Source organism: Sphingomonas ginsenosidimutans (genome assembly GCF_002374835.1).
Taxonomy (GTDB): domain Bacteria; phylum Pseudomonadota; class Alphaproteobacteria; order Sphingomonadales; family Sphingomonadaceae; genus Sphingomonas; species Sphingomonas ginsenosidimutans.
The window spans coordinates 69,833-93,372 of sequence record NZ_NWVD01000005.1; the positions used below are offsets into that span (position 1 = coordinate 69,833).

Annotated in this window: 19 protein-coding genes; 17 read left to right on the forward strand and 2 right to left on the reverse strand. The window is 70.3% G+C overall.

The window, feature by feature from the left end; genetic code table 11:
* The first annotated feature begins 2 nt into the window (after positions 1 to 2).
* From COA17_RS12480 to COA17_RS12550, 15 genes are read left to right on the forward strand one after another with little or no spacing between them, the layout of a single operon-like run.
* Positions 3 to 1,571: a gamma-glutamyltransferase family protein gene (locus tag COA17_RS12480; RefSeq protein WP_096612870.1), complete on the forward strand. Its 1,569-nt coding sequence runs from the start codon at positions 3 to 5 to the stop codon at positions 1,569 to 1,571.
* Complete coding sequence (locus COA17_RS12485; RefSeq protein WP_096612872.1) at positions 1,565 to 2,812, forward strand: allantoate amidohydrolase; 1,248 nt, start codon at positions 1,565 to 1,567, stop codon at positions 2,810 to 2,812. Before COA17_RS12480 ends, COA17_RS12485 begins: the two co-directional genes overlap by 7 nt.
* Positions 2,799 to 4,037 carry a pyridoxal-phosphate-dependent aminotransferase family protein gene (locus COA17_RS12490; RefSeq protein ID WP_245857789.1) on the forward strand — a complete coding sequence of 413 codons (1,239 nt, stop codon included), beginning with the start codon at positions 2,799 to 2,801 and terminating at the stop codon, positions 4,035 to 4,037. Before COA17_RS12485 ends, COA17_RS12490 begins: the two co-directional genes overlap by 14 nt.
* On the forward strand, positions 4,034 to 4,906 hold the full coding sequence (puuE, locus tag COA17_RS12495) for an allantoinase PuuE (protein WP_096612873.1): 873 nt from the start codon (positions 4,034 to 4,036) through the stop codon (positions 4,904 to 4,906). The genes COA17_RS12490 and puuE overlap by 4 nt, the downstream gene beginning before the upstream one ends.
* A gap of 14 nt (positions 4,907 to 4,920) precedes the next feature.
* A complete protein-coding gene (gene hpxZ, locus COA17_RS12500) occupies positions 4,921 to 5,301 on the forward strand; it encodes an oxalurate catabolism protein HpxZ (protein ID WP_096613005.1) in 381 nt (126 codons plus the stop codon).
* Entirely contained in the window at positions 5,298 to 5,738 is a 441-nt protein-coding gene (gene uraD, locus COA17_RS12505) for a 2-oxo-4-hydroxy-4-carboxy-5-ureidoimidazoline decarboxylase (protein WP_096612874.1), read from the forward strand. Before hpxZ ends, uraD begins: the two co-directional genes overlap by 4 nt.
* Positions 5,735 to 7,138, forward strand: a complete 1,404-nt coding sequence (locus COA17_RS12510; RefSeq protein WP_096612875.1) for an FAD/NAD(P)-binding protein — start codon at positions 5,735 to 5,737, stop codon at positions 7,136 to 7,138. The genes uraD and COA17_RS12510 overlap by 4 nt, the downstream gene beginning before the upstream one ends.
* Positions 7,135 to 7,470, forward strand: coding sequence for a hydroxyisourate hydrolase (gene uraH, locus COA17_RS12515; RefSeq protein ID WP_066486369.1), 336 nt, complete (start codon positions 7,135 to 7,137; stop codon positions 7,468 to 7,470). Before COA17_RS12510 ends, uraH begins: the two co-directional genes overlap by 4 nt.
* Before the next feature lies 1 nt (position 7,471).
* Entirely contained in the window at positions 7,472 to 8,872 is a 1,401-nt protein-coding gene (gene xdhA / locus COA17_RS12520; RefSeq protein ID WP_096612877.1) for a xanthine dehydrogenase small subunit, read from the forward strand.
* Positions 8,865 to 11,144, forward strand: a complete 2,280-nt coding sequence (gene xdhB / locus COA17_RS12525; protein WP_245857791.1) for a xanthine dehydrogenase molybdopterin binding subunit — start codon at positions 8,865 to 8,867, stop codon at positions 11,142 to 11,144. The genes xdhA and xdhB overlap by 8 nt, the downstream gene beginning before the upstream one ends.
* On the forward strand, positions 11,141 to 12,067 hold the full coding sequence (xdhC, locus tag COA17_RS12530; protein ID WP_096612879.1) for a xanthine dehydrogenase accessory protein XdhC: 927 nt from the start codon (positions 11,141 to 11,143) through the stop codon (positions 12,065 to 12,067). Before xdhB ends, xdhC begins: the two co-directional genes overlap by 4 nt.
* A complete protein-coding gene (gene guaD / locus COA17_RS12535; protein ID WP_096612881.1) occupies positions 12,061 to 13,341 on the forward strand; it encodes a guanine deaminase in 1,281 nt (426 codons plus the stop codon). Before xdhC ends, guaD begins: the two co-directional genes overlap by 7 nt.
* A complete protein-coding gene (locus COA17_RS12540; protein WP_096612883.1) occupies positions 13,338 to 14,348 on the forward strand; it encodes an adenosine deaminase in 1,011 nt (336 codons plus the stop codon). The genes guaD and COA17_RS12540 overlap by 4 nt, the downstream gene beginning before the upstream one ends.
* On the forward strand, positions 14,345 to 14,830 hold the full coding sequence (locus COA17_RS12545; protein ID WP_096612885.1) for a DUF6265 family protein: 486 nt from the start codon (positions 14,345 to 14,347) through the stop codon (positions 14,828 to 14,830). Before COA17_RS12540 ends, COA17_RS12545 begins: the two co-directional genes overlap by 4 nt.
* 21 nt (positions 14,831 to 14,851) lie before the next feature.
* Entirely contained in the window at positions 14,852 to 15,940 is a 1,089-nt protein-coding gene (locus tag COA17_RS12550) for a nucleoside hydrolase (RefSeq protein ID WP_096612887.1), read from the forward strand.
* A 121-nt stretch (positions 15,941 to 16,061) separates the two neighbouring features.
* Here the strand turns inward: COA17_RS12550 and COA17_RS12555 are convergent, their stop codons facing one another.
* Positions 16,062 to 16,985: a LysR family transcriptional regulator gene (locus COA17_RS12555; RefSeq protein ID WP_066490896.1), complete on the reverse strand. Its 924-nt coding sequence runs from the start codon at positions 16,983 to 16,985 to the stop codon at positions 16,062 to 16,064.
* Positions 16,986 to 17,251: 266 nt separating this feature from the next.
* Here COA17_RS12555 and COA17_RS12560 point away from each other — a divergent pair, with 266 nt between their 5' ends.
* A complete protein-coding gene (locus COA17_RS12560; RefSeq protein ID WP_096612889.1) occupies positions 17,252 to 19,717 on the forward strand; it encodes a TonB-dependent siderophore receptor in 2,466 nt (821 codons plus the stop codon).
* Complete coding sequence (locus COA17_RS12565) at positions 19,717 to 20,817, forward strand: purine nucleoside permease (protein ID WP_096612891.1); 1,101 nt, start codon at positions 19,717 to 19,719, stop codon at positions 20,815 to 20,817. Before COA17_RS12560 ends, COA17_RS12565 begins: the two co-directional genes overlap by 1 nt.
* A 50-nt stretch (positions 20,818 to 20,867) precedes the next feature.
* On the opposite strand, the gene COA17_RS12570 is transcribed toward COA17_RS12565, so the two are convergent.
* On the reverse strand, positions 20,868 to 23,477 hold the full coding sequence (locus tag COA17_RS12570; RefSeq protein ID WP_096612893.1) for a TonB-dependent receptor: 2,610 nt from the start codon (positions 23,475 to 23,477) through the stop codon (positions 20,868 to 20,870).
* Positions 23,478 to 23,540 lie beyond the last annotated feature (63 nt).

A 23,540-nucleotide genomic window follows, 5' to 3' on the forward strand; every position in this document is an offset into this window, starting at 1 on the left:
CGATGCGCACCGTCACCGGCCGCCACGGGATCGTCAGCGCGCCGCACTATCTGGCGGCGGAGGCGGGGTGCGGCGTGCTGCGCGACGGCGGCAGTGCGTCGGAGGCGTGCGTCGCGGTCGCCGCCACGCTGGCGGTCGTCTATCCGCACATGACCGGGATCGGTGGCGACGGGTTCTGGCTGATTGTGGAAGCCGACGGACGCGTCCATGGCATCCACGGGTGCGGCGGCGCGGCGGCGGCGGCGGACCTGTCGCTCTATGCCGGGATGGCGACGGTGCCGACGCGCGGACCGCTGGCGGCGAATACCGTTGCCGGCACGATTTCGGCATGGGAAGCGGCGCTGGCGGGCGGCACGCTTCCGCTCGACCGGCTGCTGCGCGATGCGATCGACCATGCCGAACGGGGTGTCGCCGTCACGGCGGGCGGCGCGGCGATCGCGGCGGCGAAGGGCGCGGAATTGCGGGGCCAGCCGGGCGCTTATGCCGCGATCTTCGAACCGGACGGCAGGCCGCTGGTGGCCGGCGACGTCCTGTGCCAGCCCGCGCTGGCCGCGACGCTGCGCACGCTGGCGGCGGACGGACTGGACAGCTTCTATCGCGGTGATCTGGCGCGGCGGATCGCGGCGGATCTGGCGGCGCTGGGCAGCCCGGTGTCGGCGGACGATCTGGCGGCGCATCGTGCGACGCGGCCCGACCCGCTGAGCGTCGCGATCCGCGGCGCGACGCTGTGGAACAGCGCGCCGCCGACGCAGGGGATCGCGTCGCTGCTGATCCTCGCGCTGTTCGACCGGCTGGAAATCGACAGCGTCGACGACCTGCCGTTCGTCCACGGGCTGGTCGAGGCGATCAAGCAGGCGTTCCGCTGGCGCGACCGGCATTGCGGCGACCCGGCGCACATGAGCGAGGACGCACAGGCGCTGCTGGACGATGCCGCCGTGCTGGATGCGATGGCCGCGGCGATCGATCCCGCGCGCGCGCTGCCGTGGCCGCAGCCGCCGCAATGGGGCGACACCTGCTGGTTCGGCGCGGCGGACGCGCGCGGGCAGGTGGTGTCGTGCATCCAGTCGACCTATTTCGAATTCGGATCGGGCGTGGTGCTGCCCGACACCGGCATCACCTGGCAGAACCGCGGCAGCAGCTTTCGGCTGGTGGCGGCGGGGTGGAACGCGCTGAAGCCCGGGCGCAAGCCGTTCCATACGCTGAACCCCGCGCTGGCGCGGTTCGATGACGGGCGCGTCATGGCCTATGGCACGATGGGCGGGGAGGGGCAGCCGCAGACGCAGGGCGCCGTGTTCGCCCGCTATGCGCGCGGCGTCGATCTTCAGGATGCGATCTCGGCGCCGCGCTGGCTGCTGGGGCGTACCTGGGGCGAGGAGACGACCTCGCTCAAGCTGGAGGACGGATTCGCGCCCGACGTGTACGACGGGCTGGCAGCGGCGGGGCATCAGGTGGAGCGCGTCGGCGCGCCGACCGCGACGATGGGCCATGCCGGGGCGGTGGTGCGCCACGCCGACGGGCGGCTGGACGGCGCCACCGATCCGCGCAGCGACGGCGGCGTGGCGACATGGTGACCGGCCTGCACCCCGGCGGCGCGCGCGCGGTGGCGCGGTGCGATGTACTGGGTACCGTCCCCTATAGCGACACGCCGGACGGGCTGTATCGCGGATGGCTTTCCCCGGCGTGGCGGGTGACACAGACGTTGCTGGGTGACTGGATGGCGCTGGCCGGGATGACCGTGCGCCGCGACGGTGCGACCAATCTGATCGGCCGTTATGAGGGAATGCGCGACGGCCCGCCGCTGCTGATCGGCAGCCATATCGACAGCGTGCGCGATGCCGGCCGCTATGACGGGATGCTGGGCGTCACGCTGGCGATCGAATGCGCCGCGGCGCTGCACGCGCGCGGTAAGCGGATGCCGTTCCCGATCGAGGTGATCGCGTTCGGCGACGAGGAAGGATCGCGCTTCCCCGCGGCGATGCTGACCAGTCGCGCGGCGGCGGGGACGCTGGCGGCGGTGCCCGACATGGCCGATGCGGCGGGCGTGACGCTGGCCGATGCGCTGGCGGAGGCGGGGACGACTCCCGCCGCGCTGCTGGCCGCGCGCCACCCCGGCGCGCTCGCCTATCTGGAGGCGCATATCGAGCAGGGGCCGGTGCTGGAGACCGAGGGGCTGGCACTGGGCGCGGTGACCGGGATCGCGGCGCAATTGCGCTTTTCCTGCTCCGTCACCGGGCAGGCGGGCCATGCCGGGACCAGCGCGATGCGACTGCGCCGCGACGCGTTGGCGGCGGCGGCGGAGATGGTGCTGGCGGTGGAGGCGCGCGGGCGGGCGGGCGGTGACGATCTGGTCGCCACCGTCGGGCAGCTGAAAGTGTCGCCCGGCGCGGCGAACGTGATCGCCGGCGCGGTCGCCTTCACCATCGACGTGCGATCGCCCGACGCGGCGGTGCGCGATGCCGCCGCGCAGGACATTCTGGCGGCGGCGCGAGAGATTGCGGCGCGGCGCGGCGTCGATTTTTCCGCGACGCCGATCCACGATCTGCCCGCCAGCCCGTGCGACGCGGCGCTGACCGACCTGATGGCGGACGCGCTGGCGGCGTGCGGCCACCCGCCGCGCCGGCTGGCGAGCGGGGCGGGGCATGACGCGATGGTGATGGCGGCTTTGTGCCCCACCGCGATGCTGTTCATCCGCTGTCGCGGCGGCATCAGCCACGATCCGGCGGAACAGGTGAGCGACGACGATGCCGATGCCGCGCTGGCGGTGATGCGGCGGTTCATCGACAAATTGGGAGAGCGTTGTGAGCGGGCTTGATCCGATGCTGTTCGGGGAGATCGATCCCCCGCAGCGGCTGCTGATGGGGCCGGGGCCGGTCAACGCGCACCCGCGCGTTTTGCGCGCCATGTCCGCCGACCTGCTGGGGCAGTTCGACCCGGAGATGACCGGGTATATGGAACAGGTGATGGCGCTGTACCGCCCGGTGTTCGGGACCGACAATCGCTGGACGTTCCTGATCGACGGGACCGCCCGCGCGGCGATCGAGGCGTCGCTGGTGTCGCTGGTCGAGCCGGGCGACACCGTGCTGGTGATCGATTTCGGCCGCTTCGGCCTGCTGCTGAAGGAGATATTGCAGCGGATCGGCGCGACGATCGTGTCGGTCGAGGCGCCGTGGGGCGAGGTGGTGCCGATGGACGCGATCGCCGCGGCGATCGCGCGGCACGGCCCGCGCGTGGTGGCGAGCGTGCATGGCGATACCAGCACGACGATGGCGCAGCCGCTGGCGGGGCTGGGCGATCTGTGCCGCAGCGCGGGCGCGTACAGCTATGTCGATGCGACCGCGACGATCGGTGGCATGGCGATCGAGGTAGACGCATGGGGCGTCGACGTCGTCACCGGGGGCTTGCAGAAATGCCTGGGCGGGCCGTCCGGTTCGGCACCGATCACCGTGTCGGACCGCGCGGCGCAGCGGATCTTCGCGCGGCGTCATGTCGAACAGGGGATTCGTCGCGCCGATATCGCCGACGGGCGGGGTCCGCGGATCGGGTCCAACTATTTCGACCTGGCGATGGTGATGGATTACTGGAGCGAGAAACGCCTGAACCATCATACCGAGGCGACGACGATGCTGTACGGCGCGCGCGAATGCGCGCGCGTCGCGCTGGGCGAGGGGTTGGCGGCGCGCTTCGATCGCCATGCGCGCGCGGGCGCTTCGGTGACGGCGGCGGCGCGGGCGATGGGCCTGACGGTATTCGGCGACGATGCGCACCGCATGACCAACGTCACCGCGATCCACATCCCCGATGGCGTGGATGGCGAGGCGGTGCGCCGCCGGATGCGCGAGGATTTCGAGATCGAGATCGGCACCGCCTTCGGCCCGCTGGCGGGCAAGGTGTGGCGGATCGGGGCGATGGGCTATAACGCGATGAAGCATAAGGTGGCGCTGACGATCGGCGCGCTGGAAGCGGTGCTGCGCGCGGAAGGCCATCCGGTGCCGCCGGGCGCGGGGGTCGACGCGGCGCTGACGGTGTGGAACCGATGAGCGCGCGCGACCTGATCGGCTATGGCGCGACGCCGCCCGACGCGCGCTGGCCGGGCGGTGCGCGTGTCGCGGTGCAGTTCGTCATCAACTACGAGGAAGGCGCGGAGAACAGCGTCCTCAACGGCGATGCGGGGTCGGAGGCGTTCCTGTCCGACATGGTCGGGGCGGGCAGCCATGCAGGCCGCGCGATGGCGATGGAAAGCCTGTACGAATATGGCAGCCGCGCCGGTTTCTGGCGGCTGCACCGGCTGTTCACCGCGCGCGGCGTGCCCGTCACCGTCTTCGGCGTGGCGGCGGCGATGGCGATGAACCCGGCGGCGGTCGAGGCGATGCTGGCCGCCGGCTGGGAAGTGGCAAGCCACGGCTGGCGCTGGATCGATTACCAGAACGTGCCCGAGGCGGTGGAGCGCGAGCATGTCGCGCGCGCGATCGAGGTGCACAGCCGGCTGACCGGCCAGCGCCCGCTCGGCTGGTATCAGGGGCGCACCAGCCCCCATACAGCGCGGATCGTGCGCGAGGAAGGCGGCTTCGTCTACGATGCCGACAGCTATGCCGACGATCTGCCTTACTATGTTCAGGGGCAGCTGATCGTCCCCTATTCGCTCGACGCCAACGATATGAAGATGGTGGCGCTGAACGGCTTTACCGAGGGCGAGCAGTTCTTCCGCTACCTGCGCGACACGTTCGAGGCGCTGCGCGGCGAGGGCGGGCGGATGATGTCGGTGGGGCTGCACGGGCGGATCGCCGGGCGGCCCGCGCGCGCGGCGGCGGTGGCGCGGTTCGTCGACCATGTGATCGCCAGCGGCGATGCGTGGATCGCGCGGCGGATCGACATCGCGCGCCACTGGCTGGCGGTGCACCCGGCATGACGATGACCATCCCCATCGCCATCAACGATCCGCAGGCGCTGGCCGAGGTGACCGCGGCGTTCCACGCCTATGAACGCGCGCTGATGGCGGACGATATCGCCGCGATGGACGCGCTGTTCCACGACGCGCCCACCACCAACCGCTATGGCGTGGGCGAGGTGCTGTACGGGATCGCGGCGATCCGCGCATTCCGCAAGGGGCGCGGCGGATCGCCGCAGCGGCGGCTCGGGCGGGTCGCGATCACCGTCTATGGCGGGCGGTTCGCGACCGCCGATGCGGAGTTCTTCCGCGAGGGCAGCGAACGGCGCGGGCGGCAGACGCAGGCCTGGGTGCGGTTCGAGGACGGCTGGAAGGTCGTGTCCGCGCATGTCAGCCTTGAGGGGACGGGATCGTGACCGCGCTGTTCGAACATAGCCCATGGGTGGAGGCGCGTGCCGATGCGCGGCCGTCGAGCGGCGACCGGCACACCGACCTGATGGCGGTGGTGGCGACCGCCAGCGACGCCGAGCGGCTGGCGCTGATCCGCGCGCATCCCGAACTGGCGGGCAAGGCGGCGATCGACGGGACGCTGACGCACGCATCGGCGGCGGAGCAGGCGTCGGCGGGGCTGGACCGGTTGACCGCGGAGGAGTTCGCGCGCTTCCACGATCTCAACGCGCGCTATCGCGAGCGGTTCGGCTTTCCCTTCATCATCTGCGTCCGGCTGACCGACAAGGCGGGCATCCTGGCGGCGATGGCGGCGCGGCTGGCGAACGACCGCGATACCGAGATCGCCACCGCGATCGACGAGATCGGCAAGATCACGAAGCTGCGGCTGGAGGAGGCGGCATGACGCTGACCGGGCTGGAGGCGCGGGTCGCGCGCGACCTGGAATGGCTCGACTGGGGCGGCGCGGACTGGACGGTGCCGCGCGGCGACGATGCCTATGACGTCGTCATCGTCGGCGGCGGACAGAGCGGGCTGGGCGCCGCCTTCGCGCTGATCGGCGAACGAGTGAACCGCCTCCTGGTGCTGGACGAAAATCCGGCCGGGCGCGAGGGGCCGTGGGCCACCTATGCGCGGATGCGCACGCTACGCACGCCCAAGCACCTGACCGGGATCGACATGGGCATCCCCAGCCTGACGTTCCGCGCCTGGTATGAGGCGCAGTTCGGGGCGGACGCCTGGGACGCGCTGGGCAAGATCCCGCGCGCGATGTGGATGGACTATCTGCGCTGGTACCGCCGCGTCCTGAACCTGCCGGTGCGCAACGAGGCGAAGGTGGTGGCGATCGATCCCGCCGGCACCGGGCTGTTCCGCGTCAGGCTGGCGGACGGAGAGGTGCTGACCGCGCGCAAGGTGGTGCTGGCCACCGGCATCCAGGGCGGCGGGGAATGGCATGTCCCCGCCTTCGTCGGCGACGCGCTGCCGCCGCACCTCTACGCCCATACCTCCGCCGGGATCGATTACGCCGCGCTGGCGGGCAAGCGCATCGGCATATTGGGGATCGGCGCGTCGGCGTTCGACAATGCCAACGCCGCGCTGGAGGCGGGCGTCGCCGAAGTGCACGTCTTCGCGCGGCGCGAGGCATTGCCGCGCGTCAACCCGATCCGCTTCATGGAGCGGGTGGGGATGACCCCGCGCTACCCCGCGCTGGCCGATGCCGACAAATATCGCGCGATGCGCGACTTCCTGATGAAGAACCAGCCGCCGACCACCGACATGTTCGAGGCGGCGAGCGCGCATCCCGGCTTCGCGCTGCATCTGGGCAGCCCGTGGCTGTCGGTGGAAACGGCAGGCGAGGGCGCACGGGTGACGACGCCCAGGGGGCATTTCGACTTCGATTTCCTGGTGCTGTCGACCGGGTTGCTGTCCGACCCGGCGCTACGCCCCGAACTGGGCGAGGTGGCGGACCGGATCGCGCGCTGGGCCGATCGCTACACGCCGCCGCCGGGGCAGGCGCATCCGCTGCTCGACGCGCACCCCTATCTGGGGCCGGCGTTCGAGCTGTTGCCGCGCCGGGCGGAGGATGCCGCGCTGCTGCACGGGCTGTTCGCGTTCAATTATTCGGCGTTGGCCAGCATCGGCCTGTCCGCCGCCGCGCTGTCGGGGCTGAAGCATGCGCTGCCGCGGCTGGCGAAGGGGGTGGCGGACCAGCTGTTCCGCGACGATGCCGGGGCGCTGGTCGACGCGTTCATCGCCTATGACGAGCCGGAATTCGCCGGACAATGGCCGCGCGGGGTGGCGGCATGACGACGCTGTCGACGCATGTGCTGGACACGATGCACGGCTGTCCCGCCGCCGGAATGGCGGTGACGCTGCATGGCCCCGATAGCGTGCTGGCGACCGGGACGACGGATGCCGACGGGCGGTGTCCGGGGCTGTTCCCGCCCGCGCTGGCGATGGGCACGTACCGGCTGGCGTTCTCGGTGGCGGATTACTTCCGCGCGCGCGGTGTGGCGCTGCCCGATCCGCCGTTCCTCGACGAGGTGACGATCGCGTTCGGCATCGCCGACGGGGGCAGGCATTATCATGTGCCGCTGCTCGTCTCGCCCTTTGCCTATTCCACCTATCGCGGGAGTTGAGGTGACGATCCGTTTCATCCTGGACGGCGAGCTGGTGGAGGTGGCGGATGCGCCCGCCACCGCGACGTTGCTCGACCATCTGCGCTATCGCCTGCGCCGCACCGGCACCAAGGAAGGGTGCGCCGAGGGGGATTGCGGCGCGTGCACCGTGCTGGTCGGCGAGGCGGACGGTGCGCGGGTGGCGTGGCGCGCGGTCAACGCGTGCATCCAGTTCCTGCCGATGCTGCATGGCAAGGCGCTGATGACGGTCGAGAGCCTTTCCGGCGACACGCCGCTGCAATCGTGCATGGCGGCCAACGGCAGTTCGCAATGCGGCTTCTGCACGCCCGGCTTCGTCATGTCGCTGCACGGGCGCAGCATCGGCGCGGCGGGGTGCGATCTTCCGGTCGAGGACGTGATCGCCGGCAACCTGTGCCGCTGCACCGGCTATGGCCCGATCCTGACGGCGGGGCGTGAGGTGGCGCCGGTCGTGCGCGACGATGCCGCGCTGGCCACCGCGCTGGCTGCGATCCCGGCGGGGGCGTCGGGTGACGGCTGGTATGCGCCCGCCACGGTCGACGAGCTGGCGGCGTTGCTGGCGGCGCACCCGCAGGCGCGGATCGTCGCCGGAGCGACCGACGTGGCGCTGTGGGTGACCAAGGGGCTGCGCGATCTGGGGACAGTGATCTTCGTCGGCGATATCGCCGAACTGCGCCGGATCGAGGAAAGCGAGGCGGGGCTGACGATCGGCGCGGCGGTGCGCTATGCCGAGGCGCATCGGGCGCTGGCGGCGCTGCACCCCGATCTGGGCGAACTGGTGCGGCGGATCGGCGGGTTGCAGGTGCGCAACGCCGCGACGATCGGCGGCAACATCGCCAACGGCTCCCCGATCGGCGACGGGCCCCCCGCGCTGATCGCGATGGACGCGACGCTGACGCTGGCGGGCGCGGACGGTCGGCGGACGATCGCGCTGGCGGATTACTTCCTCGACTACGGTCGGCAGGACCGGCGTTCGGGGGAGTTCGTGGAGAGCATTTTCGTGCCCCGCCCCCACGCCGGTGACGTGATCCATATCGCCAAGCTGTCGCGGCGGTTCGACAGCGATATCTCCGCGGTGTGCGGGGCGGTGCGGCTGCGCGTGGCCGATGGGGCGATTGTGGCGGCGCGGGTGGCGTTCGGCGGGATGGCGGCGACCCCGCGCCGCGCGGCGGCGTGCGAGGCGGCGCTGACCGGCCAGCCTTTTGCCGAGGCGACGATCGCGCGCGCGGCCGACGCGCTGGCGGGCGACTTCACCCCGTTGACCGACGTGCGCGGGAGTGCGGCCTATCGCCGGCAGGCGGCGGCGTCGGTGCTGTGGCGGATATGGCATCGCGCGGCGGGGCGCGACGTATCGGTGCGCGACGTGGAGGCGATCGGTGCATAAGCCATCCCTCCCGCACGACAGCGCCGCGCTGCATGTTGCCGGCACCGCGCGCTATGTCGACGATCTGCCTGAGCCGGGCGACCTGCTCCACCTCGCCTTCGGACAGGGGAGCGAGGCGCATGCGCGGATCGTCGCGATGGATCTGGACGCGGTGCGCGCGGTGCCGGGGGTGGTCGCGGTCTATACCGCCGCCGACATTCCGGGCGAGAATGACGTCAGCCCGCTGGCCGACGACGACCGGCTGCTGGCGGACGGCGTCGTCACCTATGTCGGCCAGCCGGTGTTCCTGGTGGCGGCGACCAGCCGCGAGGCGGCGCGGCGCGCGGCGCGGATGGGGCGGATCGACTACGAGCCGCTGCCGGCGCTGCTGACGATCGACGCGGCGCGCGCGGCGGGATCGCAAATCGAGCCGGTCCAGCGCATGGCGCGCGGCGATGCCGATGCGGCACTGGGCGCGGCGGCGCACCGGCTGGCCGGCGGCTTCGCGATGGGCGGGCAGGATCATTTTTACCTCGAAGGGCAGGTGGCGCTGGCGACGCCGGGCGAACAGGGGCAGGTGCATGTGCTCAGCTCCACCCAGCACCCCAGCGAGGTCCAGCATCTGATCGCGCAGGTGCTGGACGTCTCCTCCGCCGACGTGACGGTCGAGGTGCGGCGGATGGGCGGCGCGTTCGGCGGCAAGGAGACGCAGGCCGCCGCCTTCGCCGCCGCCGCCGCGCTGGTGGCGACGACAACCGGGCGCCCGGCCAAGTTCCGCTGCGACCGCGACGACGACATGGTGATGACCGGCAAGCGTCACGATTTCGCGGTCAAGTGGGATGTCGGCTTCGACGATGCCGGGCGGATCGGCGGGCTGCGGCTGACGCTGTCGTCGCGGTGCGGGGCGACGGTGGACCTGTCGCCGGGAATCAACGACCGCGCGATGTTCCACAGCGACAACTGCTACTTCCTGCCCGATGTGGAGATCGTGTCCGAACGCTGGCGGACCAACACCGTGTCCGCCACCGCGTTTCGCGGGTTCGGCGGGCCGCAGGGGATGCTGGCGATCGAGCGGGTGATGGATGCGATCGCCGCGCACCTGGGGCTGGATCCGCTCGATGTGCGCGTCGCCAACCTTTACGGGCCGGGCCGCGACGTCACGCCATACGGCATGACGGTGGCGGACAATATCGCGCCCGACCTGATCGCGCGGCTGCGCGCCGATGCGCGTTACGACGAACGCCGCGCGGCGATCGACGCGTTCAACGCCGACAGTCCGGTGCTGAAGCGCGGAATCGCGCTGACCCCGGTGAAGTTCGGGATCAGCTTCACCGTCACCCACCTGAACCAGGCGGGCGCGCTGGTGCATCTGTATGCCGACGGCAGCATCCAGGTGAACCATGGCGGCACCGAAATGGGGCAGGGACTGTACGTCAAGGTGGCGCAGGTGGTGGCCGACGTGTTCGCGCTGCCGGTGGAGGCGATCCGCATCACCGCCACGCGCACCGACAAGGTGCCCAACACCTCCGCCACCGCCGCCTCGTCGGGTGCGGACCTGAACGGGATGGCGGCGCACAACGCGGCGGTGACGATCCGCGAGCGGGTGACGGCGTTCCTGGCGCGCACTTATGGCTGCGACGAGGGCGCGGTGGCGTTCACCCCGGCCGGGGTGGTGGTGGGCGGCGAGACGATCCCGTTCGGCACGGTGGCGCGCAAGGCGCATCTGGGCCGCGTGTCGCTGTCCGCGACCGGCTTCTACGCTACGCCGCACATCCTGTACGACCGCGCGGCGCACAAGGGGCGGCCGTTCTACTATTTCGCTTATGGCGCGGCGGTGAGCGAGGTGGTGATCGACACGCTGACCGGCGAGCAGCGCGTGCTGGCGGTCGATATCCTGCACGACGTCGGCCGGTCGCTGAACCCCGCGATCGACCTGGGGCAGATCGAGGGCGCGTTCGTCCAGGGGCAGGGATGGCTGACCACCGAGGAACTGGTGTTCGACGATGCCGGGCGGCTGCTGACCCATTCGCCCGCGACCTACAAGATCCCGACCGCATCGGACCGGCCGGCGCGGCTGACGATCGCGTTGTGGGACGGCGGCAATGTCGAGCCGACGATCAACCGGTCGAAGGCGGTAGGTGAGCCGCCGTTCATGCTGGCGCTGTCGGTCTTCTCCGCTTTGTCCGCGGCGGTGGCGGCGACCAACCCGGCGGCGCGCGCGCCGGTGCCGCTCGATGCGCCGGCGACGCCCGAGGCGATCCTGCGCGCGATCGGGGCGTATCGCGCGGCATGAGCGACTGGTGGTCCGATCTGCGCGACCATGCGCCGCGCGGGCCGCTGGCGATGGTCAGCGTACTGGCGACCGAGGGGTCCGCACCGCGCGGGGCGGGGACGCGGATGCTGGTGACCGCGGACGCAACGCACGGGACGATCGGCGGCGGGCGGCTGGAATATCAGGCGATCGAACAGGCGCGCGCGATCCTGTCGCATGCGCCGGGGACGTGGCGGGTGCAGGATTATCCGCTCGGCCCGCTGCTGGGCCAATGCTGCGGCGGGCGGGTGCGGTTGCTGGTCGAGCATGTCGACCGCGACGCGCTTGGCTGGATCGCGGCCGCGGCGGCGGGGCGGCGGTTGCTGACGACACTGGCAACGACCCGCGTCGAGCGGCAGGTGACCGAGGAGGCGGCGACGGCGCCGCCGTCCGCGCGTGGCGACATGCCGCGGGCCGGGGCACGGTGGAGCGAGACGATCGGCGAACGCGCCCGCGCGCTGTACCTGTTCGGCGCCGGCCATGTCGGTCAGGCGATCGCGCGCCATGCGACCGGCCTGCCGCTGCGGCTCGCGTGGTTCGACACGCGCCCGCTGTTCGCGACGATCGAGGGGGTGACGCTGGTGCCGGAGGACGCGGTCGCGGCGTGCATCGCGGATGCGCCGGACGATGCCGCGATCGTCATCCTGACGCACGACCATGCGCTGGATTATGCGCTGGTGCGGGCGGCGCTGGCGCGCGATCGGGTGGCGTTCGTCGGCGTGATCGGATCGGCGACCAAGCGCGCGCGCTTCCTGGCGCGGCTGGAGCGTGACGGGGTGGAGGAGGGCGCCCGCGCGCGGCTGACCTGCCCGATCGGCTTGGAGGGCGTGACGGGCAAGGAACCGGACGTGATCGCCATCGCCACGCTGGCGCAATTGCTGCGGCTGGAGCGTGCGTCGTGCTGACGGCGTTCCGGGGCGAGATGCTGTCGGTGGCGCGCGATCCGCGCGACGATCCCGCTGCCGTCCGGTACGAGCCGGACGGGCTGCTGGTGGTCGAGGACGGCGTGGTCGTGGCGCGCGGGGCGTATGATGCGCTGGCCGAGCGATTCGGCGCCGTGCCGACCGAGCGGCTGGACGGGCTGATCGTCCCCGGCTTCGTCGACGCGCATGTTCATTATCCACAGCTGGACCGGATCGCCTCGCACGGGGAACAGCTGCTCGACTGGCTGGAACGCCATATCTTTCCCGCCGAACAGGCCTTTGCCGAGCGCGCGCATGCCGATGCGGTGGCGGCGGCGTTCCTCGACGAACTGCTGCGCCACGGCACCACCAGCGCATTGGTGTTCGCGACCGTCCACGAAGGATCGGTCGATGCGCTGTTCGAGGCGGCGCTGGCCCGCGACATGCGGATCGTGTCGGGCAAGGTGCTGATGGACCTGGGGCCGGAGGGCCTGCGCGATACGCCCGCGACGGCGCGCGGCGAGAGCGAGGCGCTGATCGCGCGGTGGCGCGGGCGCGGGCGGCTGGGCTATGCGGTGACGCCGCGCTTCGCGCTGACCTCCTCCGATGCGCAGATGGCGGCGGCGGGCGAGTTGCTGGCGGCGCATCCGGACGTGCTGCTCCACACGCATCTGGCCGAAAACCCGCGCGAATGTGCGGCGGTGGCGGGGCGTTTCCCGGACGCGGCGGATTACCTCGACGTCTATGACCGGTTCGGGCTGGTCGGCGCGCGCTCGGTGTTCGCGCATGGCTGTCACCTGACCGACCGGTCGTGCGCGCGGTTGTCGGCGACGGGGGCGGGGATCGCGACCTGTCCCAGCTCGAACCTGTTCCTGGGATCGGGCTTCCTCGATCTGGCGCAGGCGGACCGGTTCGGCGTCAAACTGGCGCTGGGCAGCGACGTCGGCGCGGGGACGGGGCTGTCGATGCTGCATACCGCCGGGCTGGCGTATCAGGCGGCGCTGGCGCGCGACGTGCGGCTGGACCCCTTCCGCGCGCTTTATTGGGCGACCGCGGGGGGCGCGGCGATGCTGCACCTGTCGGACCGGATCGGTGCGCTGGAACCGGGGCAGGAGGCCGATTTCGTCGTGCTGGACGATGCCGCCACGCCGTTGATGGCGCGGCGCACGCGCGGAGCGACGCTGGCGGAACGGCTGTTCGCGTTGCAGATACTGGGCGACGATCGGGCGATCCGCGCTACCTATCTGCGCGGACGCCGCGCCGGGAGCATGTCATGACCCAAGATTTCATCGCCGCTTTGCCCAAGGCCGAGCTTCACCTGCATATCGAGGGCAGCCTGGAGCCGGAGCTGATGTTCGCGCTGGCGGCGCGCAACGGCGTCGCCATCCCCTATGCCTCGGTCGAGGAGGTGCGCGCGGCCTATGCCTTTTCGAACCTGCAGGATTTCCTCGACATCTATTATGCCGGCGCGGACGTGCTGCGCACGCGCGCGGACTTCCACGATCTCGCGGTGGCCTATTTCGACCGCGCGGCGGCGGACGGCGTCGTCCATGCCGAGATCATGTTCGATCCGCAGACGCACACCGCGCGCGGCATCCCCTTCGCCGAGGTGATCGAGGGGCTGCTGTCCGCGATGGCCGAGGCGGAGGCGCGGCACGGCATGACCAGCGCGCTCATCATGAGCTTCCTGCGGCATTTGTCGGAGGAAGAGGCGTTCGCGACCCTGGAGGAGGCGACGCCGTGGCTGGAGCGGATCACCGCGGTCGGCCTCGATTCCTCGGAGGTCGGCCACCCGCCGGAGAAGTTCGCGCGCGTCTTCGCCGCGGCGCGGGGCAGGGGGCTGAAGCTGGTCGCGCATGCCGGCGAGGAAGGGCCGCCGGAATATGTCCGCCAGGCGCTGGACGTGCTGGCGGTCGACCGGATCGACCATGGCAACCGCTCGCTGGAAGACGCCGCGCTGGTCGAGCGGCTGGCGCGCGAGGGGATGACGCTGACCGTCTGTCCGCTGTCGAACCTGAAATTGTGCGTGGTCGACCGGATCGAGGATCATCCGATCGACGCGATGCTGGCGCAGGGGCTGCGCGCGACGATCAATTCGGACGATCCGGCCTATTTCGGCGGCTATGTCGCCGACAATTACCGCGCGGTCGCGGCGGCGCGCGGGCTGGACCGGCACGCGCTGGCGACGCTGGCGCGCAACAGCTTCACCGGATCGTTCCTGCCCCCCGACGCGATCGCGGCGCATGTCGCGCGGGTCGATGCGATGATGGCGGCGGCGGCGTGAAGCGCGCGGCGGCAGCCTGTGCGGTGCTGCTGGCGGCGACCGCGGCGGCGCCTGCACCGCGGTCGCTGGACGACCTGTCATGGATGACGGGCCACTGGCTGGAATGCACTCCGCGCGGCGAGGCGATGGAGACGTGGAGCGATGCGCGCGGCGGGGTGATGCTGGGGTTCAGCAAGTCGATCCGCGGCACCCGCACCGACTGGGAGCTGGCGCGGATCGAGCCGCGGCCCGAGGGGATCGTGTTCGCCACCAGTCCGAAGGGGCAGCCGGCCGCCACCTTCGCCGCGGTGTCGATCACCACCGGTGAAGCGTTGTTCGAGGCACGCGATCATGATTTCCCGCAGCGCGTCATCTACCGCCGCGACGGCGATCGGCTGACCGGCCGGATCGAGGGGACGATCGCGGGAAAACCGCGCGCGGTGGAATGGCATTATCGGCGCGCGGCGCCGGGCGAGGCCTGCCCGGCGGCGGCGTCCCAATAGGGAAAAGGGAGTGGGGGCGCCATGACGATACGCTGGATCGCGGCGCTGCTGATGCTGCTGGCGGCGGTGCCGGCCGAGGCGAAGCGCAAGGTCATCATCGACGACGAAGGCTTCGGCCTGATGCACATGATGTTGCTGGCCGATCCGGATGTGGAGGTGCTGGGCATCACCACCGTATCGGGCAACGTATGGGTCAACCGCGCCACCGCGCAGGCGCTGCGCGGGCTGGAGATCGTCGGGCGTCGCGACGTGCCGGTGGTGCCGGGCGCCACTTATCCGCTGGTCAACAGCGAGGCGGCGACCGAGCGGTGGGAGGCGCTGTACGGGAAGCTGACGTGGAAGGGCGCGTGGATGAAGGCATGGGCCGAACCCACGGTGCAGAGCACGCCGCCCTATCGCCGCCCCGACGATCCGGTCGACCTGCCCTGGGGCAACCCCACGACGAAGCCGGCGGACGAGATCGCGGCCAACTTCCTGATCCGCATGGTGCGCCGCTACCCCGGCGAGGTGACGATCATCGAGGGCGGCCCGATGACCAACCTGGCGCTGGCGCAGCGCCTCGACCCGGCCTTTGCCGGGCTGGCGCGCGAGCTGGTCTATATGGGCGGCAGCCTGAACCCGCAGCGGGTGCGCGACGACCGGTCGGCGCGCGATTTCGCGCGCGAGTTCGTCAACACGCCGCGGCGCGAGTTCAACATCCGCTTCGACCCCGAGGCCGCCAGCATCGTGTCGCGCAGCCCGTGGCGCGCGATCACGGTCGTGCCGGTCGATCCGTCGACCGCGACGCAGCTCACGCGCGCGTTGCGCGACCGGCTGGCCGTGGCGGCGACGCCGGAGGTGGCGCGGTTCGTCGCGCGGATGGAGCCGGGCTTTCCGATGTGGGACGAAATCGCCGCCGCGGTATGGCTCGACCCCGGCGTGGTAACCGCGCGGGAGCGATTGTATGTCGACTACGACACGATGTTCGGCCCGAATTACGGCGACCTGCTGTCGTGGCATGCGGCGTATCGCCCCGGGCTGGGCGAGCAGCCCGCCGCCGTGGTGCGGGCGATCGACCCGGCGCGGCTGGAGGCGTTGATCGAACGCGAAGTGGGGCGGCTGGGGCGGTGAGCCGCGCGGGAATTTGACGTCATCCCAGCGAAAGCTGGGATCTCTCGCCCTGGGTGCGCGGCCGATGGCGAAAGGCCCCAGCCTGCGCTGGGGCGACGTTCTGGTTGCGACGTCTGCCCGTCTATCCCCCCAGTGACGCGGGATAGGCGAGTTGCGCGAACCCGGCCTCGATCTCGCCCAGCACCATTCCCGCGGCGTGCGACGGCGTGCGCGAACTGGCCGTGCACAGCGCCAGCGTCATCGGGCGCAGCACCGGATCGACAATGCGGGTGAACGACAGCAGCCCGCGGCGCACCTCCGTCATCACGTCCAGCGAGGTGAGCACGCCGATGCCCAGCCCCTGTTGCACAAGCGAGATGATCATCTGGATATTGTCCGATTCGACGCGGCGTTGCAGCTCGATCCCGGTGGTGCCGGCGAGCACCTCCACCTGTTCGCACACCGCCAATGGGCGGGCGGGCAGGATCACCGGCGATCCGTCGCACGCCGAAAAGCGCACCTCGCGTCGGTCGCCGAACGGATGGCCCTTGGGCGTCAGGAACCCCAGCACGACCTCCACGAAGGCGCGGACCTGAAGATCGCGATAGGATTCGGGTTCGAACAGGATGCCCATGTCCACCTCGCCGCGCACGATCGCCTCGCGCACCGCATCGTTCTTCAGCACCTTCACCCCGATGGTGATGCCGGGATAGCGCGTCTGGATCGACTGGATCGCGGCGGGGACATGCCCCTTGGCCAGCGCGTCGATCACCGCGATGTCGACATGCCCGCGCTTCAGCCCGCGCAGATCCTCCATCTGCGCGCGCACGTCGGCCATGTTCTTCTGCCAGCGGCCGCCCGCCGCCATCATGATCTCCCCCGCGGCGGTCAGCCGCAGCCCGGTCGGCAGCCGTTCGAACAGCGGCATGCCCAGATCCGCCTCCACGTTCAGGATCTGCCGGTCGATCGCCGAGGCGGAGACGTTGAGTTCATCCGCCGCGCGGCGAATCGAGCCGAGGCGGCCCACGGCGAGGAAATAGCGCAGGAAACGCGAGAATGCGGGCATGATAGGCGCTCTAATTTTTGCAACGATGCGTGAAATTCATTGCGTTTGATTGCAATGTTATCCCGCCTTACGTCAACCATGGCGGGGCAAGGGGGCACCGTCCGGCACATGGCGAACGGCGCGGCGGGGGCTGCCGCGACCGGTAGCGGCCGGCGATCCTTCCTGTCCTTGCCGACGACAACGATAACATCGTCACGCGGGAGAGGCGGGGTCGGACACGGCCGGGCACGCGATGTCGCGCGTCGCCCGCCACAGGGGGTGAGAGCATGAATCGCATTGCATTGGGGATGGCGCGCGGTCGGCGCGGGCGTGGCTGGTCGATCGCGATCGCCGGGCTGTTGTCGTGTTCGGCGATGACGGGCGTGGCGCAGGCGCAGGCGCAGGAGAAGGCCAGCGAGGAGCCGGCGGGCGAGGATATCGTCGTCAACGGGTCGCTCAACGCGCTGCCGGTCGACGGCGTCGGCTCGATCTTCGGGTTCGACAAGACGCTGGTCGAAACGCCGCGCTCCGCCTCGACGATCAGCAAGGAGCAGATCGAGCGGTTCGGCATCACCGACATCTACGATCTGGTCGCGCAGGCGCCCGGGACCTTCACCAATTCCTTCTTCGGCGTCGGCGGCGCGCTCGACATTCGCGGCACCCCGGGCGAGGTCTATTTCCGCGGCGTCCGCCGCCTCGACAACCCCGGCAACTATCCGACACCGATCGGCGCGTCGGACCGGATCGACATCGTGCGAGGCCCCGCCTCGCCGATCTACGGCCCGTCGAAGACCGGCGGCTACATGAACTTCGTGCCGAAGTCCGCGCGCGTGAAGGGCGGGGCGCTGATGGACCGGCCGGCGGGCGAGATCACCTATACCGGCGGTAGCTGGGACCGGAACGTCCTGAGCGCGAACCTGCGCGGGCCGGCGAAGATCGGCAAGGCCGAATTCGGTTACAGCCTGTATGCCGAGATCGAGGATTCGGGCAGCTATTACCGCAACATGTCGACGCGCCAGACGATCCTGCAGGCCGCGTTCGACAATGACGTGACCGACACCGTCCGCATCGAATTCGGCGGCATGTACCATAATTTCAAGGGCCAGCAGAACGGCGGTTGGAACCGGCTGACGCAGGATCTGGTCGACAACGGCAATTACATCACCGGCAGCGCGCAGCCGCTGGACACCAATGGCGACGGGCAGATCTCGCCGGCCGAATTCGACGCCCGCGGCGCGTTCTCGCCGTTCGGCACGTTCGGGTGCGCGGCCGGCACGGTGAGCGCGCCGTCGCCGTTCGCCGCGTCCTTCACCGACGCGTGCTTCCAGCAGAGCTATCCCTATCTGGCGCTGACCAATGTCGGCACCGCCAAGCTCAGCCGCCGCGACGTCCTGACCGGGCGCAACGACCGGCTGGATAACAAGGCGAAGACGGGATATTTCGACATCATCTTCAACCCCGGTAACGACCTGGAGGTGAAGAACCAGCTGTTCTACGACGGCTATTACAACATGAACGAGAACACCTACGGATTCGCACAATTCCACGATTCCTGGGTGATCGAGGACAAGATCGTCGTATCGAAGGCGTTCACCACCAGCGCGGGCAAATTCTCGTTCCAGCTGTCGCCGTCGATCCGCTACACCAGCTTCAAGCATGGTGAGGACTTCACCTACGAATACTTCCACCGCGTTGACCTGACGCAGGGGTATACTGCGCTGTCGGACCGGTTGCTGGCGACGGAATCGGGCCGGGACTATACCGATTACGTCCTTGGCCATTACACCAATTACGCAATCGCGGCGCTGGCCGACCTCGACTTCAACTTCGGCCTCGATCTGACGCTGGGCGGGCGGTACGACAGCGTGACCGCGGTGTCGCGCAACGATCCGACCAAGATCCAGGGCGGTACGCCGGAAAGCGCGCGCGGCACCAAGGGCGGCTGGTCGTGGACCGCCAGCGCATCGTACAAGCTGCCGTTCGGGCTGATCCCCTATGCCACCGCGGCGCAGCAGACGACGCTGATCGCCGGGCAGGGCGCGGAGATCGCGCCGGGCGGGGTCGCCAGCGGCAACTGGTTCAGCGCGTCGCGCCTGTACGAAGGCGGCGTGAAGGCCAGCCTGCTGGACGACAAGCTGTATGCCGCGGTGTCGGTGTACAAACAGAAGCGCACCGACTTCAACGCGCAGGCGATCGTCACCAATCAGGCGGTGGAAACCCGCGGCGTGGAGGCGGAGGCGCGCTGGGCGGTCGACCGGCACCTGCTGCTGTCGGCGGGCTATACGCACGTCAACGTCTACAACCTGACCGGGCTGGAAACCGGATCGCTGTTCAGCTTCTTCGGGATCGAGGATCTGGTGAACGTGCGCAATCCGGCGCTGTATCTGGGCGGGCAGCCGGTCGGGCTGGTGCCGATTCCCGACCGCGAGGCGTCGCGGCGGCAGGGTATCCCGAAGAACCTGTATTCGCTGACCGGCAGCTATTCGTTCGACAATGGCATCGCGCTGACCGGCAGCCTGGTGAGCGTCGACTCGGTGTTCTCCGGCCAGTCGCAGAAGGTGCGCCTGCCGGCCTATGCGCTGGTCGATCTGGGCGCGTCGTACACGGTCAACAACTGGCTGTTCCGGGTGGTGGTGAAGAACGTGACGAACAAGCAGTATTTCCGCGCCAACTTCACCGAATTGTTCGGCGGCACGATCGTCCTGCCCGAACGCCCGCGCAGCGTTCAGGGCTCGCTGGTGTACAAGTTCTGATGATCGGGGTGCGCCGCGCCGTCGCCGCCGTCCTCATGCTGGCGGGGGGCATGCTCCCCGCCGCGGTGGTCGCGGCGACGCCCGCGGCGCTCGACTGCGCGCCGGGCGCGACATGCGCCACGCCGTTGCCTGTGCGCGTCGTCGTCGTGACGATGTTCGAGATCGGGGCGGACAGCGGCGATGCGCCGGGCGAGTTCCAGCTGTGGAAGGAACGCCGGCACCTGACGATGCGCATCCCGTTCCCGCAGGGCTATCACGACCTGTACTACAATCCCGACAGCCAAATCCTGTCGGTGGTGACCGGTGTCGGATCGATCAAGTCGGCGACCGCGATCATGGCGCTGGGGCTGGACCAGCGGCTGGACCTGTCGCGCGCCTATTGGCTGGTGGCGGGCATCGCGGGGATCGACCCCAAGGATGCCTCGATCGGGTCGGCGGCCTGGGCGCGCTATCTGATCGACGGCGATCTGGCGCATGAGATCGACGCGCGCGAGATGCCGAAGGACTGGAAGACCGGCTATTTCCCGCGCGGCCGGCGCGGCCCCAACGATCCTGCGCCGCCGCCGACGCCATCGGGCGAGGTGTTCGAACTGAACGCGGGCTTGCGCGACTGGGCCTATGCGCTGACCCGCGACATGACGCTGCCCGACGATCCCGGCATCGCGGCGGAGCGGCGGCGCTACACCGGCTTTCCCAATGCGCAGCGCGCGCCGTTCGTGCTGAAGGGCGACCAGCTGGCGGCGATGACCTTCTGGCACGGCGCGCTGCTGAGCGGCTGGGCCAACGACTGGACGCATTACTGGACGAAGGGGCAGGGCGAGTATGTCACCTCCGCGATGGAGGAGACGGGGACGATCCAGGCGATCGATTACCTGGACCGGATCGGCCGCGCCGACCGCGACCGCGTGATGGTGCTGCGCGCGGGCAGTAATTACGACCAGCCGCCGCCGGGCGTCACCGCCGCCGACAACCTGCTGCGCGAGAACGAGGGCTATACCGGCATGACCGCCGCGCTGGAGAGCCTGTACCTCGTCGGATCGAAGGTGGTCGATACGCTGCTGGCGGACTGGCCGCGGTACGAACGCGAAACGCCGAAATAGGCGCGCGCCGCCGCACCGCCGCCGGTCGCGGCGGTGCGGCGGCGGCGACGTTACGGCCGCTGGCGATAGAGCAGCGTCAGCCCGACGGTGCGCGGGCGGAAGCTGTTGTTGACGAAGAACGGCGAGCGGCCGCCATAATTGAACCGCTCCAGCGCGGGATGCGCGTCGAACAGATTGTCGACGAACACTTGCGCCTCCACCTGGTCGAACGTGATGCCGGTGCGCATCCGCACGTAATGCGTCGGCGGCCGGTCGCCCAGGATCGGATTGTAGAAGGCGGTGTCGGGATCGAGGCTGGAGCGTTCGCGGAAGTTGCGGCTGCTGAACTCGTAATTGCCGCGCACGAACGCCTCATGCCCACCCAGGTCGAAATCGTAGCGGCCGCCCGCCACCACCTGCCACGGGGTGCCCGCTTGGAACAGCGCATTGCCCGCGTCGGTGCCGAACGCGCCGGAGGTGGCGCCGCGGTTGACGTACACCCGCTGCGTGAAGCGCGCGTCGACATAGCCGACCGACAGGTCGAGCGTGACGCCCTGCACCGGGCGCGCGGTGACCGCCAGGTCGAACCCTTCCGACCGGACCTGCCCCGAATTGACGGTATAGGTGACCGCGCACGGATCCAGCGTCACGCGCTGCTGGATGTTCGACCAGTCGATGCGGAACGCGCTGGCATCGAAGCTGAGCCCCTTCAGCCGCCCCTTCGCGCCGACTTCGTAGGACCAGGCGCTGTCCGAAGTGTAGGGGATATCCGGCACCGGCCGCCCCGCCGCCGCCAGTTGCGCCAGGCAGCGTTGCCCGATCGGCGCGTTGATCCCGCCGGCGCGATAGCCCTTGGCGACGCTGGCGTAGAAATTGACGTCGCGTACCCCGTCGTAGCTGAGCACGAAGCGCGGGGTGACCGGGCGTTCGCGCGTGCGGCCCGCGTCGCGTCGCGGCGCCGTGCCGATATACGGGCCGGTGAAGACATTGTCGTTATCCAGCCGGATCTGCGACCAGCGGATGCCCGCCTGCGCATGGAGGCCGTCGATCGGCTCGACGTTGATGTTGCCGAACGCCGCGACCTGCCGCTCGCGCTCCAGGCGATCGCCGCTGTAGCTGATCCCGCCGGGCAGCAGCGGGATGCCCAGCGTGTCGACCACGCCGATGCCGTAGATCGCGCGGAAGAACTGTTCCAGCGACGGTTCGATCAGCGTTTCGACGTTGCGCTGGCGGTTGTTCGAATAGAAGCCGCCGACCAGCCATTGCACCCGCGCGGCCGGGTTCGCCGACTGGACGCGCACTTCCTGCGAGAAATTGGCCTGAGTGTTGCGCACCACGCCGTCGGAGTGCAGCCCGCGCGGCAGGATCGCGTAATTGGGGCCATTGGCGGTCAGCAACTGGCCCGCGAAATCCTCATACCCCGCGAAATTGTAGAGCGTGTTGTCGTAATAGCGCGTCTGGTGGCGATCGAACCACGCGGTGTTCGACGTCACCGAAAAGCCCGCGCCGTCGTAATGCAACGCCAGGCTGGGCAGGACGAAGCGGTCGCGGTTGGCGAGCGGCACCGGATTGGCGTTGACGTAGCGGTGCTGCGCGGGATCGGAGCGCGATTCCCAATATTGGTCGGTGTCTGCCCGCTCGCGCCGCTGGAAATAGACCGCCGGAGTGATCGACAGCCCCGGCGCGGGTTCGACGCGCAGCGCCGCGCGCGTGCTGGCGATCATCGTGTGATTGGCGTTGCGCTCGACCAGCGCATTCGTGTCGGGATTGTACCGGTCGACCCAGCCGCCGGCGCGGCGATAGTCGGTGGCGATGCGCAGCCCCGCCAGCCCTTCGACGATCGGCACGCCGACCGCCGCTCCCGCTTCCCAGGTCGGCGCGCCGCCCTGCGTGAACGCCAGTTCGCCGCGCGCGTAGACATCGGTCTGCGTCAGCGACGGCTGCGGGGTGATGTAGCGCACCGTCCCGCCCATCGATCCGGCGCCGAACAGCGTGCCCTGCGGCCCGCGCAATACCTCCACCCGGTCGAGGTCGAACACCAGCGGCAGCGCCGCCGCCGCGCCTTCGCCGAAGGTGCGCACCTGGATCGGCGTTTCGTCCAGATACACGCCGGTCGTCGCCGCGCCGGCATTGGAGGACAGGCCGCGAATCGCGATCTGGTTGATCTCGGGGCGCAGGCGTACGCCCGGCGTCAGCTGCGCGATATCGGCGAAGTCGCGCACGCCCAGCTGGTCCATGCGGGTACGCGACAGCGCGACGACGCTCGACGGCACCTTGGCCAGCGGCTCGGCGGTCCGCTGCGCCGTCACGACGATGTCGCTGGCGGTGCCGTGATCGGCGGTGTCCGGCGCGGCGTCGGCGGCCGGCACGGTCGCGGCGGCGTCATCGCGCACCACCACCCAGGTGCCGGTGCCCGCGGCGCGCGCGACCAGCCCCGACCCGGCGAGCATCCGGTCGAGCGCCTGCGTCACCGTCATGCGCCCGCGCACCGGCTGGGCGCGGCGGCCCTGCGCGACGGTGTCGGACACCAGGATCTGGACGTGCGCCTGCCGCGCCAGCGTGGCGACCGCCTCGGCGGCCGGCTGCGCCGGGATGTCGACATTCGCGACCTGCGCCGTGGCCGGCGCGGCCGTCGTCATGAGCGCCGCGGTCGCGGCGCCGAGAAACCAGTGGTTGTGCATCTTGCCCCCTTGCCGGGGCGCGATCGCCCCTTCGCCGGCAAGGACGATCGACGGCGCGGTTTC